Source organism: Pseudomonas sp. SDO55104_S430, from assembly GCF_054070595.1.
In genome coordinates, this window is sequence record NZ_JBSVXG010000090.1 from 1 (window position 1) to 22,945 (window position 22,945).

A 22,945-nucleotide genomic window follows, 5' to 3' on the forward strand; every position below is an offset into this window, starting at 1 on the left:
GGCCCATGTGATCTGCAGGAGCGAGGCTTGCCCGCGAAGGCTTCATAAAAATCACAACAAATCAGACGGTGTCAGTTGCTCACTACGCCACTCGAACGCCACCGGCGCCAACACCTGATCGATCTTTGCTTCACCCCAAAGGCTCGCAAAGCTTTTTCCCACGCCAGGATGCACCCGATCCGGTGCAATCAGCGACAGCGGCCACAACACAAAAGCGTTTTTCAGAATCTCGGCCCGCGGCAGAACCAGACCATCGAAGTTGCCCACCAGATCGCCAAACAGCAGTACATCGATGTCCAGCGGCAGACCCTTGCGGTCCGGCGCATAGCGGCCGTTGTCGGCTTCGATGAATTTGAGCCGGCGATCCAATTCCATCAGCGGTAGATCGGTGTAAGCCGACACCACGAAATTGAAGAACGGCCCGCTCTTGATTCCCACCGGCTGGCTTTCGAAAACCGGCGAACAGCGGATATCCACCAGAAATCCCGCCAAGGCGTCCAGACCGGCCTGTAGATGGGTTTCACGCTCGATATTGCTACCGAGCCCGAGATACACCTGAGTCAGCGACATCCGCGCTCGATCTCCACGCCCACGCCACCGGTAGCGGCAGGAACAGCGCCAGGCTTGGTCAGCTTCAGGCGCATCCAGGTGATCTTGAACTCGCTCATCAGCACTTCGGCCAGGCGCTCGGCGAACGTTTCCACCAACTGGAACTGCGCCTGCTCGGCAAAGGCCTGGATGCGCGACGAAACGCTCGCGTAATCGAGCGCCAGGGTCAGGTCATCACCGGCCGCGGCCGGGCGATTATCCCAGGCGAAACTCAGATCAAGACGCAAGCACTGTCGGATGCCTCGCTCCCAGTCGTAGGCACCGATCACGGTGTCGACTTCCAGGCCCTCGATAAACACTCTGTCCAAGCACTTTTCTCCGCTACACGACAAGGGCGCATTGCGCCGTTAGAATCAGGGCGTCCTCGCCCGGAATAGTTAGCATGTTTTGGTTACTGGCGATCCTCGCCTACCTGCTCGGCTCTCTGTCCTTCGCCATTTTGCTCAGCCGCCTGACGGGTAATCCCGATCCGCGAATGAGTGGTTCGGGCAATGCCGGAGCCACCAATATGTTGCGTCTGGCGGGCAAGAAACTCGCCATCCTGACGTTGCTGGGCGATCTGTGCAAAGGCCTGCTACCCGTGCTGATCGCCGCTATTGCAGGCCTTTCGCTGCAGGATCAGGCCTGGATCGGCGTTTGTGCCGTCATCGGTCACCTGTTCCCGCTGTATTTCCGGTTTCGCGGCGGCAAAGGTGTCGCCACCGCTGCCGGGATGTTGCTGGGTCTATATCCACCCGCCGCATTGCTGGCCGTCTGCACCTGGATGCTGACGTTCTACCTGACCCGCACCAGCTCGCTGGCCGCCCTGATCGCCACGCCGTTGACCCTGCCATTGCTGGCCTGGCAAGAACCGGCGGCATTGCTGCCCATGACGACCCTTACGGGATTGATCGTCTGGCGCCATCGAGGCAATTTACGCGACCTGTTCGCGGGGCGCGAACGGCATTTTTAAATGCCGCTCTTTCGATAGCACCGTTGTGCGCCACCGATCACAACGCCGACAACTGCTCCATCGGCCAACGGGCCTGGACGCTGATCGCCAGGCTTTCCTGCTGACCGGCCTGCAAGCGCTGACAGCCGGCGAACGCGATCATCGCGCCGTTATCGGTGCAGAACTGCGGGCGAGCGTAGAAAACATTGCCTTTCATATCGCCGAGCATCTTTTCCAGGGAAGTACGCAACGCCTTGTTGGCACTCACGCCGCCGGCGATCACCAGGCTCTTCATGCCAGCGGCCTTGAGGGCACGCTTGCACTTGATGGTCAAAGTCTCCACCACGGCCTGCTGGAACGCCAGCGCGATGTCGCAACGGGCTTGCTCGCTGTCGTCCCCGGCGCTCACGCACTGCTGCCAGGTGTTCAAGGCGAAGGTTTTCAGACCACTGAAGCTGAAATCCAGACCAGGGCGATCGCACATCGGACGCGGGAAGGTGAAGCGCCCTGCGACGCCTTGCTCGGCCAGACGCGCGATTTCCGGGCCACCCGGATAGTTGAGGCCCATCATTTTTGCGGTCTTGTCGAAAGCCTCACCCGCGGCGTCGTCCAGCGTCTCGCCCAATAGGGTGTACTGACCGATGCCGTCGACCTGAACCAGCTGCGTATGACCGCCAGATACCAACAAAGCGACGAACGGGAACTGCGGCGGTTGCGACTCCAGCATCGGTGCCAGAAGATGGCCTTCCATGTGGTGCACGCCCAGCGCCGGAATACCCCAGGCAAAGGCCAGCGCCTGAGCACAGGAAGCCCCAACCAGCAAGGCGCCCACCAGGCCGGGACCCGCAGTGTAGGCAATGGCATCGATCTCGGTCGGCACGCAGCCGGCTTCGGCCAACACCTGACGGATCAAGGGCAGCATGCGCTTGACGTGATCGCGCGAGGCCAGCTCCGGCACGACGCCGCCGTAGGCGCGGTGCAGGTCGATCTGACTGAACAGCGCGTCGGCCAGCAGGCCGCGTTCGCTGTCATAAAGTGCGACGCCGGTTTCGTCGCAAGAGGTTTCTAATCCCAGTACTAGCATGGGTTTGCGCCTTGTTTAGGCTGAATTCGAAGGCGCGCATAATAGTCGCCGCGTGATGCCCCGACCAGCGGTTTTCGATCAGAGGCTTTGCATTCCGAGCCATGAGGGGTTAACATCCGCAACCCTTAAAAACCGACGTCTTCAAGTGCTCTTTTGCCGCGAGGATGTTGACCCCGGTAATGAATGAAGGTAGCTCTGGATGCCAGCCGTCAAAGTAAAAGAGAACGAACCCTTCGACGTAGCTCTGCGTCGTTTCAAGCGCTCCTGCGAAAAAGCCGGTGTACTGGCTGAAGTTCGTAGCCGCGAATTTTACGAGAAGCCAACTTCTGAGCGTAAGCGCAAGGCAGCTGCTGCTGTTAAGCGTCACGCCAAGAAAGTTCAGCGCGAACAGCGCCGCGCCGTTCGTCTGTACTAATACACAGACGTTCGTAGCAAGCTTCTGCCAAGCCCGGCCCTGCGCCGGGTTTATGGCATTTGCGTAAAACGCTTGATGCTTCACCGTCGAAGCCGCAGACGCGACCGAGACGAATCTGCTTCACCGCGTCAGACCTGGCTCTTTTGCCAGCGGTGCACGTCTTTTCTGACGGGCCTTTCAAGGCTACTGACGAGCACACCCACTGATTCCTCTCACGACGATCAGCCCAAGGCACCGCTTGCGTGCCAAAAGATGAGCTATCCGAGACCGATGACCGGTCGCAGCCGGATTCAGCGCAACACTTTCAAATAGTCGAATACCGCCCCAACACTGATAGTTAACTAATGTCAGTGGATTTTCGGCAGATACACTTCCCGACAGCGATTACGCAGACGACACTGGTCGAGCCGCATACCTTGCGCGCCTCAAACAACGACCCGCGTTCGACCGCCCATCGTTAAGGGCACCCTTGAGCGCAGACGACGAGAACGCCATGGCCGGGCTTATTCCCCAGAGCTTCATTGACGACCTTCTGAACCGCACCGACATTGTCGATGTGGTTAGCTCGCGCCTGCAACTGAAGAAAGCCGGCAAGAACCACACCGCCTGCTGCCCGTTTCACAAAGAAAAAACGCCGTCCTTCAGTGTCAGCCCCGACAAGCAGTTCTACTACTGCTTCGGCTGCGGCGCTGGCGGCAATGCCCTCGGCTTCATCATGGACCACGACAACCTGGACTTTCCCCAGGCTGTCGAGGAACTGGCCAAAGCCGCCGGCATGGAAATCCCCCGCGAAGAAAGCGGCCGCCGACAAAAACCGCGGCAGCCGACCGATTCGCCACTGTACCCGCTGCTCACGGCCGCCGCCGACTTCTACCGCCAGGCCCTGAAAAGCCACCCTGCGCGCAAGGCTGCCGTCGATTATTTGAAAGGTCGCGGCCTGACCGGCGAAATCGCCCGGGACTTCGGTCTCGGCTTCGCCCCGCCGGGCTGGGACAACCTGTTCAAACACTTGAGCAGCGACACCCTCCAGCAAAAAGCCATGATCGACGCCGGACTGCTGATCGAGAACGCCGAGACCGGCAAACGCTATGACCGCTTCCGCGATCGCGTGATGTTTCCGATCCGCGACAGCCGTGGCCGCATCATCGCTTTCGGCGGCCGGGTGCTGGGTGACGACAAGCCCAAGTACCTCAACTCCCCGGAAACCCCGGTTTTCCATAAAGGCCAGGAACTCTACGGCCTGTTCGAGGCGCGCAAGAACAACCGCAACCTCGACGAAATCATCGTCGTCGAAGGCTACATGGACGTCATCGCCCTGGCTCAGCAAGGCCTGCGCAACGCCGTCGCAACCCTGGGCACCGCCACCAGCGAAGAGCACTTGAAGCGCTTGTTCCGCGTCGTGCCCAACGTGCTGTTTTGCTTCGACGGCGACCAGGCTGGCCGTAATGCCGCCTGGCGAGCGCTGGAAGCAACGCTCTCGAGCCTGCAGGACGGTCGTCGCGCGCGCTTCCTGTTCCTGCCCGAAGGTGAAGATCCGGATACCCTGATCCGCGCGGAAGGCACCGACGCCTTCCGCGCGCGGATCAATCAGCATGCGCAGCCGCTGGCCGATTACTTCTTCCAGCAATTGACTGAAGAAGCCGATCCACGCTCCCTCGAAGGCAAGGCCCATATGGCCACCCTCGCCGCACCATTGATCGACAAGGTGCCGGGCGCGAACCTGCGCACCCTGATGCGTCAGCGCCTGCTGGAAATCACCGGATTGAGTGGCGAGGCCGTCAGCCAGCTGGTGCACAGCGCACCTCAGGAAGCGCCGCCAGCCTACGATCCAGGCATGGATTACGACGCCATGCCGGATTACTCCGACTTCCACCAGCCTCAGGAGGCCTACGCGCCCCAGCAGGAATGGACACCGAAGAAACAGGGTGGCGGCGGCAAGAAGTGGGAAAAGAAACCCTGGAGCAAGAACGGCAAGCGCGGTGATCGGGATGAATCCTATGCCCCGCGCACGCCCGTGGCAGTAGAGGCCCCGACGCTGATCGCCCTGCGTACGCTGATCCACCACCCGCAATTGGCCGGGAAGGTCGAGAGCGCCGATCACTTTGCCAACGAGAGCAACACCTATGCTCAGGTACTGATCGCCCTGATCGAGGCGGTGCAGAAAAATCCTAAGCTAAACTCAATTCAGTTGATGGCTCGCTGGCACGGAACAGAGCAAGGACGACTGTTGAAAGCACTCGCGGAAAAGGAGTGGTTAATTGACGGCGACAACCTTGAACAACAGTTTTTAGACACCATTACAAGGTTATCCGCGGGCCAGCACACGCAGACCCTCGACGAACTCATCAAGAAAGCCAGGCAGCCGGGCTTATCGGCTGAAGAGCAAACCCAGATAGCAAAACAGATGCGCGACCTTCTAAAACAGAACGTTTATGCATCAAACCCGACCTCAACTGGCGCGTGAGGTCATAGCTCAGGTATAATCCTCGGCTTGTTTTTTGCCCGCCAAGACCTTCAGTGGATAGGGTGTTATGTCCGGAAAAGCGCAACAGCAGTCTCGTATTATCGATTTGATCAAACTGGGTCGTGAGCAGGGTTACCTGACTTACGCCGAGGTCAATGACCACCTGCCCGAGGATATTTCAGATCCGGAGCAGGTGGAAGACATCATCCGCATGATTAACGACATGGGGATCCCCGTACACGAGGTTGCTCCGGATGCGGACGCCCTTATGCTGGCCGACGCCGATACCGACGAGGCCGCTGCGGAAGAAGCAGCTGCTGCGTTGGCGGCAGTGGAGACCGATATCGGTCGCACCACAGACCCTGTGCGCATGTACATGCGCGAAATGGGTACGGTCGAGCTTCTGACTCGTGAAGGCGAAATCGAAATCGCCAAACGTATCGAAGAAGGCATCCGTGAAGTGATGAGCGCGATCGCGCACTTCCCTGGCACGGTTGACCACATTCTCTCCGAATACACCCGCGTCACCACCGAAGGTGGCCGCCTGTCCGACGTTCTGAGCGGTTACATCGACCCGGACGACGGCATTGCGCCACCTCCTGCCGAAGTGCCTCCTCCGATCGATGAGAAAGCCGCGAAAGCGGACGACTCCGACGATGACGAGGAAAGCGAAGGCTCGGATGACGAGGAAGAAGCAGAAAGCGGTCCGGATCCGGTCATCGCCGCGCAGCGCTTTGGTGCTGTTGCCGATCAGATGGAAATCACCCGCAAGGCCCTGAAAAAGCACGGTCGCAGCAACAAGGCTACAATCGCCGAATTGCTGGCTCTGGCCGAGCTGTTCATGCCGATCAAACTGGTGCCCAAGCAGTACGAAGGCCTGGTCGAGCGTGTACGCAGTGCCCTGGATCGTCTGCGCCAGCAAGAGCGTGCAATCATGCAGCTCTGCGTTCGTGATGCGCGTATGCCGCGCGCCGATTTCCTGCGCCAGTTCCCGGGCAACGAAATCGACGAAAGCTGGACCGACGCACTGGCCAAAGGCAAGACCAAGTACGCTGAAGCCATCGCACGCCTGCAACCGGACATCGTTCGTTGCCAGCAGAAGCTGACCGCGCTGGAAGCCGAAACCGGCTTGACCATCGCCGAGATCAAGGACATCAACCGTCGCATGTCGATCGGTGAGGCCAAGGCCCGCCGCGCGAAGAAAGAGATGGTGGAAGCGAACTTGCGTCTGGTGATCTCGATCGCCAAGAAGTACACCAACCGTGGCCTGCAATTCCTCGACCTGATCCAGGAAGGCAACATCGGTCTGATGAAAGCGGTAGACAAGTTCGAATACCGTCGCGGCTACAAATTCTCGACTTATGCCACCTGGTGGATCCGTCAGGCGATCACTCGCTCGATCGCCGACCAGGCCCGCACCATCCGTATTCCGGTGCACATGATCGAGACGATCAACAAGCTCAACCGTATTTCCCGCCAGATGCTGCAGGAAATGGGTCGCGAACCGACGCCGGAAGAGCTGGGCGAACGCATGGAAATGCCTGAGGACAAGATCCGCAAGGTATTGAAGATCGCCAAAGAGCCGATCTCCATGGAAACCCCGATCGGTGATGACGAAGACTCCCATCTGGGCGACTTCATCGAAGACTCGACCATGCAGTCGCCAATCGATGTCGCGACCGTTGAGAGCCTCAAGGAAGCGACTCGCGAAGTACTCTCCGGCCTCACTGCCCGTGAAGCCAAAGTACTGCGCATGCGCTTCGGCATCGACATGAACACTGACCACACGCTTGAAGAGGTGGGTAAGCAGTTCGACGTGACCCGTGAGCGGATTCGTCAGATCGAAGCCAAGGCACTGCGCAAGCTGCGCCACCCGACGCGAAGCGAGCATTTGCGCTCCTTCCTCGACGAGTGATAACAAAACCCCCGGCCCGCGCCGGGGGTTTTGTTTTGTGAAGATTAAATCCTCCCGCCCTACACTCCCCCCGATTTGCCCGTCTACACTCGAAGCATTCCCCGTGCCGTAACGAGACCGTTATGCCCAGACTGTCGACAATGCTTTTTTTACTGTCGCTGATGACCTGGACCGCAACGGCTGGCGCGCTGACTCTAACCGACGAAGAACGTAGCTGGCTGGCGGCCCACCCGGACTTGCGCCTGGGTGTCGATGCGTCCTGGCCTCCTTTTGAGTTTCGCGACGATCAGGGGCGTTACCAGGGTCTTGCAGCAGACTATATCGACCTGATCCGCCAGCGATTGGCGGTCAAGCTCACGCCCATAGAACCGGTGAGCTGGACCGTTGTGCTGGATCAGGCCAAAAACGGCAAGCTGGACCTCTTGCCGGGCATCATGTCGACTCCGGAACGCCAGTCGTTCCTGTCGTTCACCCGGCCCTACCTGGATTTCCCGATCGTTATCCTGGCCCACGTCGGCGGCCCTCAACCGCGCAAAATCGAAGAGCTGTACGGCCTGAAAATAGCCGTGGTGGAAAACTACGCACCCCACGAACTGCTGCGCACCCACAATCCCGACCTGAACCTGGTGGCCATGCCGAATGTCGCCTCGGCATTGCAGGCCCTGGCCACCGACGAAGTGGATGCGGTCGTGGGCGATCTGGCGTCCAGCGTCTGGAGCCTGCGTCAGCTCAAGCTCGATGGCCTGTACGTCAGCGGCGAAACGCCTTACCGCTATCAACTGGCCATGGGCGTACCACGGGACAACAAGATTCTGGTCGGCATTCTGGACAAAGTCCTCGCGGACATGACCCCGGCAGAAATCAGCTCCATTCAGGAGCATTGGGTCGGCAACGTCCTCGATCACCGGACTTTCTGGTCCGATCTGGTGATTTATGGACTTCCGGGTCTTCTGGTGCTGGTCGCTGTGCTGGCAGCCGTTATCCGGGTCAACCGCCGATTGAGTTCGGAAATCGCCCGCCGGGTGGATTTGGAGCAGGAACTGCGCAGCAGCGAGTATCACTACCGCGGACTGGTGGAGAGCCTGTCGGCCATCGCCTGGGAAGCGCGGATGAGCGACTTCACCTACAGCTATGTGTCGCCCCACGCCGAGGATCTGCTCGGTTATCCCCTCTCTCATTGGCTGATTCCGGGCTTCTGGCGCAACATCATTCACCCCGCCGATCTCACCCGCGCGCAGAGTTTTTGCGACCACGAAGTGCTGGCCGGCCGCGATCACAGCCTCGATTACCGGGTCATCACCGCCGACGGTCGCTGCCTGTGGGTCCGCGATATCGTCAGCCTGATCGAACACGGACATGAACCGGTGATGCGTGGGCTGATGATCGACATCACCGAGGCCAAGCGCACCGAAGAGGCATTGCGCCTGTCGGAACAGAAGTTTGCCTCGGTGTTCCAGCAATGCCCGGACATTCTGGTCATCGCCCGGCTATCCGACGGTTGTCTGCTGGAAGTCAACGAAGCGTTCGAAGAACAGATCGGGCTCAAGGCCGAAGATGTCATCGGCCTGACCGCCACCGACCTCAACATCTGGGGCATTCCCGGCGTAGGGCCGGGCCTGTTGCAGCGCCTGCAAGCCGGCAGCATCCGCAATCTGGAGATGCCTTTCCGCCGCAACAACGGGCAGGTGTTTACCGGCCTGATTTCCACCGAACCCTTCGATCTCGATACCACGCCGGCGCTGGTGGTCGTGGTGCGCGACATCACCCAGCTCAAGGAAACCCAGCAACAACTGCAAACCTCCGAAGAAAAATTCGCCAAGGCCTTCCATGCTTCGCCGGATGGCTTGCTGCTTTCGCGACAGAGCGATGGCCTGCTTCTGGAAGTGAACGAAGGCTTCAGCCGCATCACCGGGTTCAACAGCGCGATGTCGGTGGATCGCTCGGCCCTGGACCTGGGGATCTGGGTCAACCTCAATGAACGCAAGCAGATGCTCGATCTGCTGCACCGCGATGGCTTCGTCCGCGACTTCAGCTGCCACATCCGTCGCAGCGACGGGCAGATCCGCCTTTGCGAAGTGTCCAGCCGTCCGCTGCCGATTGGTGATGAAGACTGCATGCTGACCATCGCCCGGGACATCACCGAGCGCCACCTGATGCAGGAAAAACTGCAACAGGCCGCCACCGTATTCGAGAGCACTGCCGAAGGCGTGCTGATCACCGATACCCAGCAGCACATCAGCGCGGTCAACCGCGCCTTCACCGAGATCACCGGCTACAGCGAAAGCGAAGCGCTGGGCCATACACCGCGGCTGCTGGCCTCGGGTCTGCATGACAGCGCGTTCTACGCCGCCATGTGGCACCAACTGACCGCCGAGGGGCACTGGCAAGGCGAGATTTCCAACCGGCGCAAGAACGGCGAGCTCTACCCGAGCTGGCTGACCATCAGCGCCGTGCGCAACCGGGACAAGTTCATCACCCACTTTGTGGCCGTGTTTGCCGACATTTCCAGCCTCAAGCACGCCCAGGCAAAGCTCGACTATCAGGCTCACCACGACCCACTCACCGGCCTGCCCAACCGCACGCTGTTCGAAAGCCGTTTGCTGACCGCGCTCAATACCCAAAGAGAAATCGGCGGCCAGGGCGCGGTGCTGTTCCTCGATCTCGACCGTTTCAAACACATCAACGACAGCCTCGGCCACCCGGTCGGCGACCTGTTGCTCAAGGGCATTGCCGTTCGCCTCAAAGAACAATTGCGCGACATCGACACCGTGGCGCGTCTGGGCGGCGATGAATTCATCATCCTGCTGCCCGGCCTGCAACAGCCCAGCGACGCCGACAACATCGCCAACAAGCTGCTCAACTGCTTCACCGCGCCGTTCCAGGCCGGTGAACACGAGTTCTTCATCAGCTCCAGCATCGGTACCAGCCTGTATCCACAGGACGGCAGCGATGTCGCCACGCTGATCAAGAACGCCGACGCGGCGATGTACCGCTCCAAGGCCAAGGGCCGCAACCGGGTCGAAAGCTATACCTGTGACCTCACCGCTCAGGCCAGCGAGCGCGTGGCGCTGGAACACGAATTGCGCCGCGCCATCGAGCGCAACGAACTGCACCTATACTACCAACCGAAGATCAGCCTCGACGACTACCGTCTGGTTGGCGCCGAAGCACTGATCCGCTGGCGCCACCCAACCTTTGGCGACGTACCCCCGGAGCACTTTATTTCCCTGGCCGAAGAAAACGGCATGATCCTGCAGATCGGCGACTGGGTACTTGAAACCGCCTGCCGGCAACTGCACGAGTGGAACAAGAAATACACAGGCCTGGGCCCGCTGTCGGTCAACCTCGCGGGGGCGCAACTGCGTCAACCGAACCTGCTGGGGCGCATCGAACAACTGCTCAAGGACTTCCGCCTCAAACCCGGCCTGCTGCAATTGGAAATCACCGAAAACTTCATCATGAGCCAGGCCGAAGAGGCGCTGGCGGTGCTACACCAACTCAAGCACCTGGGGGTGCAACTGGCAATCGACGACTTCGGCACCGGCTACTCGTCCCTGAGCTACCTCAAGCGCCTGCCGCTGGACATCCTGAAGATCGATCAGTCATTCGTCCGTGGCCTGCCGGACGACCCCCACGACGTCGCCATCGTGCGCGCCATCATTGCCCTCGGTCGCAGCATGCAATTCACCGTGATCGCCGAAGGCGTCGAAACCCAGGCGCAGCAACAATTCCTGGCCTATGAGGGCTGCGAACAGATCCAGGGCTACATCGTCAGCCTGCCCCTGCCCCCCGACGAATTCGCCGCGACGTTTCTTCGTACAACCGTAATGGATTATTCGGATGGCACAGCCGCCAAACGGTCGTTATAATCCGCGACCTACTGGGGCCTATAGCTCAGTTGGTTAGAGCAGAGGACTCATAATCCTTTGGTCCACGGTTCAAGTCCGTGTGGGCCCACCAAACAAGAAAGCCGCGCGATGCGCGGCTTTCATCAGATCGGAGTGAGATTCAACTTTCACTGGATTGCACGAATCGAAGCGACTGGCCGGATGAGATCGAACGCTTCCCAGCGGCGAAAGCCGTAACCGCGCAAGGCGGTTCGCAAGTGGTGTCCGGATCTGCTGTACCAAATCGAAGAAGACGCCCATGGCGTCTTTTTTCGTTTCTGCATTTAGCACTTGCTCGAAACAGACTGCGAAAGCTCCTTGCTCGGTCTCCCTTCGCTCATTTCCTGAGCCTTGCGCAACTCGTTCAAGCGTAATTCTGTCAGGTACAGCTGGTGCAAGCGTTCTGCTTCAGCTCGCGATTCCGGGGACATGCGAGCTTGTAGTTCAGCAAATTTCTTAGCCATCGTTTCGGCCCTCTTTTCGAAGTTATGACCTCAAGGGCATAAACATATGAGCGGGCGAGATCATTCGGCCACCTTAGGCACGTCTTAATTTGTTAAAGGTGGTTTCCAGACTTAAAGCAGGCTCAATTCACGAGTCGTTGAGTTTTGCGTTTATGGCTTGTTAACCAAAAGCCTCTAGATTTCAGATGACGCCGTAGGACCTTGTAGGCAAACTCCGAATCTTGCTTTTGGGCACTTTGATGCCTTGTTGCGCTTTTCTTTGACGGGCTAGTCTCCAGCCGTCGCTGATCATTCAGCGATCGGGCTTGGAAACCCGATGAAATTGGACGCAACAGGTTGCCCATCTCACCCTTGAGTTTTGGCGGCTGTGCGCGGGACGTCTTCGGGCGTGCCGGTTTCCTAATTTCCCGGTTTTCCAACCTGCGCGCAGCTGCCACCCATTTGCTTGGAAACGAATGAGGCGGCTCCTTAAAAATTAGGAGTTTGAATATGAGCACAACAAATCAGACCTCACCCTCAGAACTGAAAACCCCCGGCTTCACTCCTTTCATGTACATCTCGGAACAACCCTTGTTCCACGTCGCCCGCGACGTTCCAATCGTCGACGCCTTGAACCAGGCCTCAAACCTGCTGTTCCTGGCCAAATCCTTCGCTGTGGATGCGGCCTACGCCAAAGGCTGCGACCGTCACGCGTGGGCGGCGCATTACCTCACCGCCATGGGCAAAGCAGTGGTTGATGATGTGGTGAAGGTTTTGGAACGGTACACCGTTCAAGCCTCAGCGAAAGCCAAGGACTAACGAAGGTTCATCCCTCGACAACGCGCCCCGAATTTTCGGGGCGCTCTACCGGCGCAATAGCCTGCACTCCCGGCAACCGCTCCAGCATCTCCCCCGCCATTACCACTTCATGGGTATCCGCCGGCCTGCCCCACTGCTCCACCAGCACCATGCGATCCACCAACATCGCGCCTAAGTCGGCGATGGTCTCGGCGAAGGTTTCGACCATGTCCAGGGTCCGCTCCCACAACCGATCATTGATCGCCTTCAGCTCGGCCGTGATGCGGTCGGTGGATTCAGGCTCGGTCTCGGGATGGAGGATGTTGCGCAGCAAGTGCCGCAACTCGCGGATTTTTGCGTCGTCCCGTTCAGCCCCGAATGCGCCATTGAGGATGGCGGTGGCCTTTGATTTGTCGATGCGTTGTTTGGGAGCGCGGTTTGGGGAGAGAGCCTGCGCCATTGCGCCTGCCAAGAGCACCATGATTCGGGCTTCGAGGTAGGCCGTCATGGTTTGCAGCGAGGAGATGGGCTGCACCAGGTTGATGGAGGCGCCACCTTTGTGGCGAAGATCCATGGTCACGGTCAGCGTCACGCCGCCCGTGGCAAAACCCAACGCGCGGGCCACGAGGTAGTGGCCCATTTCGTGACGTGCGATCTGCAATGCGTGATCGCGAACGGCGGGGGGCATTTTGCTCGACATGTCCGTTGCCTCGAAGTCTTCGTTCCTGCATTCGACTACGAGGGAAGGTCGCTGTCTATCCTGCGTGGCAATGTGCGCAAGATCCTGTGGGAGCGAGCCTGCTCGCGATGCAGGCCGGAACACCGCTGGGTGTCAGGCTGCCCGCGTTATCGTTGGCGTCCATCGCGAGCGTGCTCGCTCCTACAGTTTACTTAGGCAAGGCGTAGGCGATCACATAGTCCCCACGATCCGTCGACTGACGTGCACCGCCCACGGTCAGCAGGATGTACTGCTTGCCGGTTTTCGGCGACACGTAGGTCATCGGGCCGGACTGGCTACCCACTGGCAAACGGGATTTCCAGATCTCGTTGCCGTTGCCGGTATCGAAGGCGCGCAGGTAGAAGTCCTGGGTGCCGGCGAAGAACAGCAGGCCCGATTGGGTGGCCAGGGAGGCGCCGAGGGTCGGCATGCCGATGGGGATCGGCAGGTGCATGCGAATGCCCAGCGGACCGGTGTCCTGCACGGTGCCGACCGGGACTTGCCACATCAATTTGTGGGTCTTGAGGTCGATGGCCGACATGGTGCCGAACGGTGGTTTCTGGCACGGAATGCCGACCGCCGAGAGGAAGCGCTCGCGCATGGCGCCGAACGGTGTACCTTCCTGAGGCACCACGCCCATTTCGATACCGCTGGCTCCAGCACCGATCTTATCGCGCGGGATCATGTAGTTGGCCAGGCCCAGGCGCATGTCGTTGACGAACATGTAGTTGCTGTTCGGATCAACCGAAACGCTGCCCCAGTTCATGCCGCCCAGAGAGCCCGGGAATTGCAGGGCGCGGTCCATGCCCGGCGGGGTGTAGACGCCTTCGTGGCGCATGCCCTTGAACTGGATGCGGCACATCAGTTGGTCGAACGGCGTGGCACCCCACATGTCGGACTCGGTCAGGGTCTTGTTGCCAATGGACGGCATGTCCACCGAGAACGGCTGGGTCGGCGAGTAGCGCTCGCCCGGCACGCTGCCTTGGGGAACCGGACGCTCTTCAACGCGGGCGATCGGCACGCCAGTCTCGCGGTTGAGCAGGAAGATCTCGCCCTGTTTGGTGACTTGCGCCAGGGCTGGCTGCATCCCGCCCTTGTCGTCCGGCACGTCGTACAGCAGCGGCTGCGCAGGCAGGTCGAAGTCCCAAAGGTCGTGGTGAGTGGTCTGGAAGTGCCAGCGTACCTGACCGGATTTCACGTCGAGGGCGACGATGGACGAGCTCCACTTGTCGTCGAACTCGGTGCGCTGACCGCCGAAGAAGTCCGGGGTGGCGTTGCCGGTCGGCAGGTAGACCAGACCGAGCTTGGCGTCGTAGGACATGGCCGACCACACGTTCGGCGTGCCGCGGGTGTAGGTCTCGCCCGCCGGTGGACGCTTGGTGGTGTTCGGGTTGCCCGGATCCCACGCCCAGACCAGTTCGCCGCTGCGCACGTCATAGGCACGCACCACGCCCGGCGGCTCGCCGGTGGAATAGTTATCGGCCACGCGTCCGCCGACGATCACTACGTCGCCAGCGACCAGTGGCGTCGAGGTTTGCTGGTAGTAACCAGGCTTCACTTCGCCCATGTCGGTGGTCAGATCGACGGTGCCTTTGTTGCCGAATTCTTCACAAGGCTTGCCGGTTTCGGCGTTGATGGCGATCAGACGCGCATCGCCTGTCGGCAGAAACAGACGTTTCGTACAGGCGGCTGGCTGATTGTCCGAGGCTACCGGCGTTTCGGAGTAACCCAGGCCACGGCAGCGCTGCCAGTTCGGCGCGGTGCCTTGCGGGTCGAACTTCCAACGCTGGGCGCCGGTGTCGGCGTCGAGGGCGAAGACTTTGCCGTAGGCGGTGCAGGTGTAGACCGTGTCGCCGATTTGCAGCGGCGTGTTCTGGTCTTCGGCGCCGGCACCGGTGCTTTGCGGGATGTCGCCGGTGCGGAAAGTCCAGGCGACCTGCAATTGGTCGATATTGCCCTTATTGATCTGGTCCAGCGCGGCAAAGCGATTGCCGGCGGTGGTATTGCCCCAGTGCGCCCAGTCTTTCTGTTCGGAACCCGGAGTCACCGGCGTCACCGCAGGCTCGGTGGTGGCCATGACCACGTGGGTCGGGACGAACATGTAGGCCATCGTTGCTACGACACCCACGCCCAGAATGCCCGCCAGACCGTAAGCACCACGACCCGCCGTCGCGCCCGAAGCGCGGACCAGGGTCGGGTAGATCAGGGCGACGACCAAACCGATCACAGCGAAGGTCAGTACCCGCGATACCAGCGGCCAATATTCGAAACCGGCATCCAGCACCGCCCAGATGGCGGTCAGGATCAGCGCCAGGCCATACAGCCAAGCGCCCGCAGGCTTGCGGCGAGCGATCAGCAGCCCGGAAGCGAGCATTGCCAGGCCCATCAACAGGAAATACCAGCTGCCGCCCAGGGTGATCAGATAACCACCACCGCCAGCAAGGCCCAGCCCGATCAACGCGATCAGGACACCCAGCCCCGCCAGCAACCATTTGCTGCCGGCGGCAGCCCCAGAATTGTTCATGTCGGAATTTATCCCCATTTGTGACAAGCGCGGAATAATGTACTACCTAGTTACTTATGGCAAATTGTCGCAGGTAAAAATGGCATGAACGGTCATGAATTCAGATGAAACATCCGTATCGGGAGATGTGCCTGTAACATGCTCCCCACCTATCTGTGCCGCTGGAGCCGCCCCTTTGCCTGACACTCGCCCGCCCGTTCTCGACGAAATCGACCGCCAGCTGATCGCCGCCTTGCAGATCAATGCCCGCGAGAGCGTGGCCATGCTCGCCCGGCAACTGGGCATTGCGCGCACGACCGTGACTTCGCGTCTGGCGCGTCTGGAAAAGGCCAAAGTGATCACCGGCTACGGCGTTCGCCTGGGTCAACGGGTAGTGGATGGCGGGTTGCAGGCGTACGTGGGGATCACCGTGCAGCCGCGCTCGGGCAAGGAAGTGTTGCGACGCCTGAGCGCCATGGCTCAGGTGCAGCAATTGTGTGCGGTGAGTGGCGAATTTGATTATGTGGCGTGGCTGCGCACGGACTCGCCGGAGCAGCTGGATCAGTTGCTGGATCAGATTGGCAGTGTGGATGGGGTGGAGAAGACCACGACTTCGATCATCCTCAGCAGCAAGATTGATCGCGGGCAGCCGGTTTAAACACGGTCCAGTGTGGGAGCGGGCTTTTGTGGCGAGGGGGCTTGCCCCCGTTCCAGTGCGCAGCACTGGCAAAAAGCTTGGGGCCGCTTCGCAGCCCAGCGGGGGCAAGCCCCCTCGCCACAAAAGTTCACACTGATTGGACAATATGCATTGATATCTCGTCATATTGAACAACCAATCATCAAAACGACGACACTTTGCGTCTTATTAACGTATTCCCCGCTCTCTAGAATGGCTCGCATCTTTTCCTATACTCAGACGCGCCCCCCGCGTCCTGATGCCAGTAAGGTCAGCCATGAACAAGAACAATCGCCACCCTGCAGACGGTAAGAAACCAGTCACCATTTTCGGTCCGGACTTTCCGTTCGCCTTCGACGACTGGATCGAACACCCGGCTGGCTTGGGCAGTATTCCCGAGCACAATCACGGTGCCGAAGTGGCGATTGTCGGTGCCGGTATCGCCGGTCTCGTGGCAGCTTATGAGCTGATGAAGCTCGGCCTCAAGCCCGTCGTTTACGAAGCCTCGAAACTCGGCGGTCGCCTGCGTTCCCAGACGTTCAACGGCACCGATGGCATCGTCGCCGAGCTGGGCGGCATGCGTTTTCCGGTGTCGTCCACCGCGTTCTATCACTACGTCGACAAGCTGGGCCTGGAAACCAAGCCCTTCCCCAACCCGCTGACCCCTGCCTCCGGCAGCACCGTCATCGACCTGGAAGGCAAGACCCATTACGCACAGAAACTGGCGGATCTTCCTGCACTGTTCCAGGAAGTGGCTGACGCCTGGGCGGATGCGCTGGAAGACGGCTCGCGCTTCGGCGAGATCCAGCAGGCGATTCGCGACCGCGATGTGCCTCGCCTGAAAGAGCTATGGAACACCCTGGTGCCGCTGTGGGACGACCGCACTTTCTACGACTTCGTCGCCACCTCCAAAGCCTTCGCCAAACTGTCGTTCCATCACCGCGAAGTGTTCGGTCAGGTCGGTTTCGGCACCGGCGGCTGGGATTCGGACTTCCCCAACTCGATGCTGGAAATCTTCCGCGTGGTGATGACCAACTGCGACGATCACCAGCACCTGGTCGTCGGCGGCGTCGAACAAGTGCCGCAAGGCATCTGGCGCCATGCTCCCGAGCGTTGCGTGCACTGGCCGGAAGGCACCAGCCTCAAGTCGCTGCACCGCGGTGCGCCACGTTCCGGCGTGAAGAAAATCGCCCACGCACCGGGCGGCCGATTCGCGGTTACCGACAATAACGGCGACACCCGCGAATACGCCGCCGTGCTGACCACCTGCCAGAGCTGGCTGCTGACCACCCAGATCGAATGCGAAGAAACCCTGTTCTCGCAAAAGATGTGGATGGCCCTGGACCGCACCCGCTACATGCAGTCGTCGAAAACCTTCGTGATGGTCGACCGTCCGTTCTGGAAGGACAAGGATCCGGAGACCGGTCGCGACCTGATGAGCATGACCCTCACCGATCGCCTGACCCGCGGCACCTACCTGTTCGACAACGGTGACGACAAGCCGGGCGTGATCTGCCTTTCATACTCGTGGATGAGTGACGCGTTGAAGATGTTGCCGCATCCTGTGGAAAAACGCGTGAAGCTGGCATTGGACGCGTTGAAAAAGATCTACCCGAAAGTCGATATCGCAGCACGGATCATCGGCGACCCGATCACTGTTTCGTGGGAAGCCGACCCGCACTTCCTCGGTGCCTTCAAAGGCGCCCTGCCGGGCCACTACCGCTACAACCAGCGCATGTACGCCCACTTCATGCAGGACGACATGCCGGCCGAGCAACGCGGGATCTTCATCGCCGGCGACGACGTGTCCTGGACGCCAGCCTGGGTCGAAGGCGCGGTGCAGACGTCGCTCAACGCGGTGTGGGGCATCATGAAACACTTCGGCGGCGCCACACATAAAGAGAACCCGGGCCCGGGTGATGTGTTCAAAGATATCGGCCCTATCGCCCTACCCGAGTAAGAGGAGTTCCCGATGCGCGTAGCCCTTTACCAATGTCCACCGCTGCCTTTGGACGTCGCCGGCAATCTGCAACGCCTGCATCAACTGGCGCTGGAAGCCAAAGGCGCCGATCTGCTGGTGCTGCCGGAAATGTTCCTGACGGGTTACAACATCGGCCAGGATGCCGTCAGCGTGCTGGCGGAGGTTTACAACGGTGAATCTGCACAGCAGATCGCGCGCATTGCCCGCACCGCCGGCATCGCCATTTTGTATGGCTACGCCGAACGCGCCGAGGATGGACAGATCTACAACGCCGTGCAGTTGATCGACGCCCAGGGCGAGCGTGTCTGCAATTACCGCAAGACTCACCTGTTCGGCGATCTGGACCGCGCGATGTTCAGCCCCGGCACCAACGAGTTCCCTGTCGTGGAACTCAACGGCTGGAAGCTCGGTTTCCTGATCTGCTACGACCTGGAGTTCCCGGAAAATGCCCGGCGCCTGGCCATTGAAGGCGCCGAACTGATTCTGGTGCCGACAGCGAACATGATCCCCTTTGATTTCGTCGCCGACGTCACCGTGCGTTCCCGCGCGTTCGAAAACCAGTGCTACGTGGCCTATGCCAACTACTGCGGGCACGAAGGCGATATCCAGTACTGCGGCCAGAGCAGCATCGCCGCGCCGGATGGCAGTCGCATCGCCCAGGCCGGCCTCGATGAAGCCCTGATTGTCGGTGAGCTGGATCGTCAGTTGATGGACAAATCCCGCAGCGCCAATCGCTATCTCGCCGATCGCCGCCCCGAGCTTTACGCCGCGCTGAACAAGCGCTAATCCGCTAGCATTGGCACTTCTCTGTTCTGGAAGTGCCCATGCCTGCGCCAAATCCTTCTCGCCCCCACACTGAAATCCTGGCCAACGGTCTGCGGGTGACGCTGCGTCACGCGCCCGATCTGAAGCGTGCCGCGGCGGCCTTGCGCGTCGCCGCCGGCAGCCATGATGTGCCGCTGGCGTGGCCGGGGCTGGCGCACTTTCTCGAGCATCTGCTGTTTCTGGGGACCGAGCGTTTTCCTGCAAGCCAGGGGCTGATGGCCTACGTCCAAAGTCATGGCGGCCAGTTGAATGCGCGCACCAGTGAGCGCACCACCGACTATTTTTTCGAATTGCCGACCCAGGCGTTCAGCGGTGCTCTGGAGCGTCTGTCAGACATGCTCGCCCATCCGCGTATGAATCCGGACGATCAGTTGCGGGAACGGGAAGTGTTGCACGCGGAATTTCTCGCCTGGTCGCAGGATGCGGCCGCGCAACAGCAGCAGGCGCTGTTCGATGGTCTTGCGAACGCCCATCCCTTGAGAGGTTTCCATGCCGGAAACCGCGACAGCCTGCCCGTGCAACAGGATGAGTTTCAGCAAGCATTGAAGGGTTTCCATCAGCGGTTTTATCAAGCGGGGCAAATGACCCTGGGCCTGGCAGGACGACAGTCGCTGGAAGATTTGAAGGCATTGGCCCAGGCATTCGCCGATGCGCTTCCCACAGGTAACTCCATCGCGCAGCAAGCGCCCGTCCCGTTGTTGGACACTGCGCAGAAAAATTATCAACAGCTGAACGAAAGCCGCCTTGACCTGATGTTTGCGCTCGAGGCATTGCCCGAGGCTAACCCCGAAGCATTGGCGTTCCTCTGCCATTGGCTGAACAACGCAAAGCCCGGTGGACTGTTGGTCGAATTGCGCAGCAAAGATCTGGCCGAAAACCTGAAAGCTACAGTGTTGTATCAGTTCGGCGGGCAGGCCTTGCTGCATATCGAACTCAAGCTGAACGCCAATGGTCAGCCAGCCGCGGTTCGTGAACACCTGCTGGATTGGCTGAGCTTCTTCGCCCAACAAGACCTGAGCGGATTGCGCGACGAATACACCGCCCTGCTCCAGCGCCAGCAGCAAGTCAGCGGTGCGTTGCAACTCGCACGCCTGGACAGCGAACAACGCGACACCGGACTATCGGAACAGGGTGTGACCGCCCTCAAGATCATCCTTCAACAACTCGGCGCTGTGGATAACTTCAGCGGTCAATGGCAGTTGCCGACGCCCAATCCGTTTTTGCGCTCCGAAGCGCCAGCGGCCAACGCCGGTTTGATTCGCGGCCAGACCAGCGCCCACCGCGGCCTGCGTACGTTTGCCCAGGATCGCTCGCGCACCCGTCGCGAACGCTCACCGATGCAGTTCAGCCAGGCGTTGCCGGATAGCACCGCCGAAGGCGCGCTGTATGTGCGCTGGCGTCTGGACACGACACCTGCGAGCAGCCTCCAGTCGCGACTGGAAAACAGCCTGCAGCCCTTGTGCGAAGAAGCCCGCCAGGCGGGTGTGGAAGTGTTGTTCAGTGCATCGGCCAACGAATGGCTGTTGAAGATGACCGGGCTCCAGGAATCCATACCCGTTGTGCTGGAACATGCGCTGAAAAACCTGACAAACCCCGAAGCCCAATTCCCACAGGATTCGCCGGCGCCGATACCGATCCGGCAATTGCTCAAGGCGCTGCCGAGCCAGCTTCTGCAGCGGACTGCCGAGTCGGACGACCTTGCAAAACTTTGGGCGAGCGCACTCTGGGATGGTCTGGGCATCGGTCTGTCGTCCCAGAACCAGGTAGCACTGGGCCTGGCATTGAGCCGCATCCCCGGTACACCGGACAGCCAAACGACGCCAGCGCCTTCCATTCAAGGGCAACGACTCTGGACCAGTCTGGAAACCGGCTCCAGCGAACACGCGCTGTTGTTGTTCTGTCCTGCAGCCTCCAGCGACATTGTCGACGAAGCCGCGTGGCGCGTGCTGGCGCACCTGTGTCAGACGCCGTTCTACCAACGCCTGCGCGTGGAGTTGCAGTTGGGTTATGCCGTGTTCAGCGGACTGCGTCAGATGCACGGGCAAACCGGGCTACTGTTCGGCGTGCAATCGCCAACCGTTGCGCCGCAGGATCTGCTGCAACACATCGAACAATTTTTGAGCAGTCTCCCAAATCTGGTCGCTGAGATGGATGACACGCAATTCATCGCTCAACGCCAGGCCTTGACCGATCAGTTCGACACCTGCACCTTGCCCTTTGCCCAAGCTGCCGAGCTGCTGTGGCAGGGCAAGCTGGCGGGCCGTTCGTCGGATTATCTGCTGCAACTGCTCCAAGCTTTATCCACCATGGATCGCCCGATGCTCATCGCAGCAGCCCTGCGCCTGGCACAAGCCGAGGGTGGTTGGCGCTGCCTGTCCAATGGGGTATGCCCGGATTCATCCTGGCAAGCCGCTTCCTGAATAGCTCGTTAACCATTTAGAACATTTTCATCCCGCTGCCTGAAATTTTGAGTAACATAGCTGCCTAACTATCTGAACGTCTCCTTCGGGAGGTGGACTATATGTATAGGTCTCAACTGTCTCATCACCTCAAGGAGTGCTCCCATGGCCTGGACCAAACCTGCTTACACCGACCTGCGTATCGGCTTTGAAGTCACCATGTACTTCGCCAGCCGCTAATCTCTGCTTTGGCAGACGTGCAGTTCAGCGCCTCGGTAATCCCGAGGCGTTTTGTTTTGAGCATTGAAATGATGGAGCCTCCATGTTCGTCCAGATTCTAGGTTCCGCCGCCGGCGGCGGGTTCCCCCAGTGGAACTGTAACTGCGTGAACTGCGCCGGCTTTCGCAACGGCAGCCTGAAGGCCAAGGCACGGACCCAGTCGTCCATCGCGATTTCCGATGACGGCGTGAATTGGGTGCTGTGCAACACCTCCCCGGACATCCGCGCGCAATTGCAGAACTTCGCCCCGATGCAGCCGGGCCGCGCGCTGCGTGACACCGGAATCGGTGCGATCATCCTGATGGACAGCCAGATCGACCACACCACCGGCCTGCTGATGCTGCGCGAAGGCTGCCCGCATCAGGTCTGGTGCACCGACATGGTCCACGAGGATCTGAGCACGGGCTTTCCGCTGTTCAACATGCTCAACCATTGGAACGGCGGCCTGACCTGGAAGCGCATCGAGCTGGACCAGAGCTTCAGCATTGCAGCCTGCCCCAACCTGCGCTTCACCCCGCTGCCCTTGCGCAGCGCCGCGCCGCCTTACTCGCCGCATCGCTTCGACCCGCATCCGGGGGACAACATCGGTCTGATCGTCGAAGACCTCAATACCGGCGGCAAGCTGTTCTACGCGCCGGGTCTGGGCAAGGTCGATGCGCCGTTGCTGGAGATGATGGCCGGCAGCGATTGCCTGCTGGTGGACGGCACCCTGTGGGACGACGATGAAATGCAGCGCCGCGGCGTCGGCACCCGCACCGGGCGGGAGATGGGCCACCTGGCCCAGAACGGCCCCGGCGGCATGCTCGAAGTGCTGGAAAAACTGCCGCGCCAGCGCAAGGTGCTTATCCACATCAACAACACCAATCCGATTCTCGATGAGGACTCGCCGCAGCGGGCGGAGCTGGAGCGGCGGCAGGTTGAAGTGGCTTATGACGGCATGAGTATTGTTTTGTAAGAAACCGAGACCGCTGCGCGGTCTATCGCGAGCAGGCTCGCTCCCACAAGGGTAAGCGCTCAA

General features: G+C 60.2%; 17 protein-coding genes and 1 tRNA gene. 13 read left to right on the forward strand and 5 right to left on the reverse strand.

The window, feature by feature from the left end; translation table 11 throughout:
• Positions 1–51 precede the first annotated feature (51 nt).
• Both folK and folB read right to left on the reverse strand, forming a co-directional pair.
• Positions 52–570, reverse strand: coding sequence for a 2-amino-4-hydroxy-6-hydroxymethyldihydropteridine diphosphokinase (gene folK / locus ACW9JE_RS16895; protein WP_457433378.1), 519 nt, complete (start codon positions 568–570; stop codon positions 52–54).
• Positions 561–917, reverse strand: a complete 357-nt coding sequence (gene folB, locus ACW9JE_RS16900; protein ID WP_457433379.1) for a dihydroneopterin aldolase — start codon at positions 915–917, stop codon at positions 561–563. Before folB ends, folK begins: the two co-directional genes overlap by 10 nt.
• Positions 918–991: 74 nt before the next feature.
• Here folB and plsY point away from each other — a divergent pair, with 74 nt between their 5' ends.
• The gene (plsY, locus tag ACW9JE_RS16905; protein WP_457433380.1) at positions 992–1,561 is read left to right on the forward strand and encodes a glycerol-3-phosphate 1-O-acyltransferase PlsY; all 570 of its coding nucleotides are present in this window, start codon (positions 992–994) and stop codon (positions 1,559–1,561) included.
• 37 nt (positions 1,562–1,598) lie between these two features.
• Here plsY and tsaD read toward each other — a convergent pair whose 3' ends face one another.
• Positions 1,599–2,624, reverse strand: a complete 1,026-nt coding sequence (gene tsaD / locus ACW9JE_RS16910; RefSeq protein ID WP_224539152.1) for a tRNA (adenosine(37)-N6)-threonylcarbamoyltransferase complex transferase subunit TsaD — start codon at positions 2,622–2,624, stop codon at positions 1,599–1,601.
• 199 nt (positions 2,625–2,823) lie between these two features.
• On the opposite strand from tsaD, the gene rpsU reads away from it, so the two are divergent.
• The 6 genes from rpsU to ACW9JE_RS16940 all read left to right on the forward strand — a co-directional run bounded on the left by rpsU (position 2,824) and on the right by ACW9JE_RS16940 (position 12,567).
• Positions 2,824–3,039 (forward strand): 30S ribosomal protein S21, encoded by a 216-nt coding sequence (rpsU, locus tag ACW9JE_RS16915; protein WP_002551877.1) that lies wholly within the window; start codon positions 2,824–2,826, stop codon positions 3,037–3,039.
• 493 nt (positions 3,040–3,532) lie between these two features.
• Entirely contained in the window at positions 3,533–5,503 is a 1,971-nt protein-coding gene (gene dnaG, locus ACW9JE_RS16920; RefSeq protein WP_224539159.1) for a DNA primase, read from the forward strand.
• A 67-nt stretch (positions 5,504–5,570) separates the two neighbouring features.
• Positions 5,571–7,418 (forward strand): RNA polymerase sigma factor RpoD, encoded by a 1,848-nt coding sequence (rpoD, locus tag ACW9JE_RS16925; RefSeq protein ID WP_224539150.1) that lies wholly within the window; start codon positions 5,571–5,573, stop codon positions 7,416–7,418.
• 122 nt (positions 7,419–7,540) lie between these two features.
• The gene (locus ACW9JE_RS16930) at positions 7,541–11,287 is read left to right on the forward strand and encodes a bifunctional diguanylate cyclase/phosphodiesterase (RefSeq protein WP_457433381.1); all 3,747 of its coding nucleotides are present in this window, start codon (positions 7,541–7,543) and stop codon (positions 11,285–11,287) included.
• 14 nt (positions 11,288–11,301) lie between these two features.
• Positions 11,302–11,378 (forward strand) — tRNA-Ile (locus tag ACW9JE_RS16935).
• An 880-nt stretch (positions 11,379–12,258) separates the two neighbouring features.
• Positions 12,259–12,567: a DUF3077 domain-containing protein gene (locus ACW9JE_RS16940; RefSeq protein WP_457433382.1), complete on the forward strand. Its 309-nt coding sequence runs from the start codon at positions 12,259–12,261 to the stop codon at positions 12,565–12,567.
• 7 nt (positions 12,568–12,574) lie between these two features.
• Here the strand turns inward: ACW9JE_RS16940 and ACW9JE_RS16945 are convergent, their stop codons facing one another.
• On the reverse strand, positions 12,575–13,246 hold the full coding sequence (locus ACW9JE_RS16945; RefSeq protein ID WP_457433383.1) for a peptidase M41: 672 nt from the start codon (positions 13,244–13,246) through the stop codon (positions 12,575–12,577).
• Between the two features lie 187 nt (positions 13,247–13,433).
• Positions 13,434–15,788 carry a glucose/quinate/shikimate family membrane-bound PQQ-dependent dehydrogenase gene (locus tag ACW9JE_RS16950; RefSeq protein ID WP_457433384.1) on the reverse strand — a complete coding sequence of 785 codons (2,355 nt, stop codon included), beginning with the start codon at positions 15,786–15,788 and terminating at the stop codon, positions 13,434–13,436.
• Between the two features lie 175 nt (positions 15,789–15,963).
• Here ACW9JE_RS16950 and ACW9JE_RS16955 point away from each other — a divergent pair, with 175 nt between their 5' ends.
• From ACW9JE_RS16955 to pqqB, 6 genes are all read left to right on the forward strand, one after another.
• Complete coding sequence (locus tag ACW9JE_RS16955) at positions 15,964–16,425, forward strand: Lrp/AsnC family transcriptional regulator (RefSeq protein WP_007980298.1); 462 nt, start codon at positions 15,964–15,966, stop codon at positions 16,423–16,425.
• Between the two features lie 295 nt (positions 16,426–16,720).
• The gene (locus ACW9JE_RS16960; RefSeq protein WP_457433385.1) at positions 16,721–18,403 is read left to right on the forward strand and encodes a flavin monoamine oxidase family protein; all 1,683 of its coding nucleotides are present in this window, start codon (positions 16,721–16,723) and stop codon (positions 18,401–18,403) included.
• 12 nt (positions 18,404–18,415) lie between these two features.
• Positions 18,416–19,210 carry a carbon-nitrogen hydrolase family protein gene (locus ACW9JE_RS16965; protein ID WP_457433386.1) on the forward strand — a complete coding sequence of 265 codons (795 nt, stop codon included), beginning with the start codon at positions 18,416–18,418 and terminating at the stop codon, positions 19,208–19,210.
• Positions 19,211–19,248: 38 nt separating this feature from the next.
• A complete protein-coding gene (pqqF, locus tag ACW9JE_RS16970; protein WP_457433387.1) occupies positions 19,249–21,669 on the forward strand; it encodes a pyrroloquinoline quinone biosynthesis protein PqqF in 2,421 nt (806 codons plus the stop codon).
• 144 nt (positions 21,670–21,813) lie between these two features.
• Positions 21,814–21,888, forward strand: coding sequence for a pyrroloquinoline quinone precursor peptide PqqA (gene pqqA, locus ACW9JE_RS16975; protein WP_003444522.1), 75 nt, complete (start codon positions 21,814–21,816; stop codon positions 21,886–21,888).
• Between the two features lie 82 nt (positions 21,889–21,970).
• On the forward strand, positions 21,971–22,882 hold the full coding sequence (gene pqqB / locus ACW9JE_RS16980; protein WP_224539133.1) for a pyrroloquinoline quinone biosynthesis protein PqqB: 912 nt from the start codon (positions 21,971–21,973) through the stop codon (positions 22,880–22,882).
• Positions 22,883–22,945: the final 63 nt, after the last annotated feature.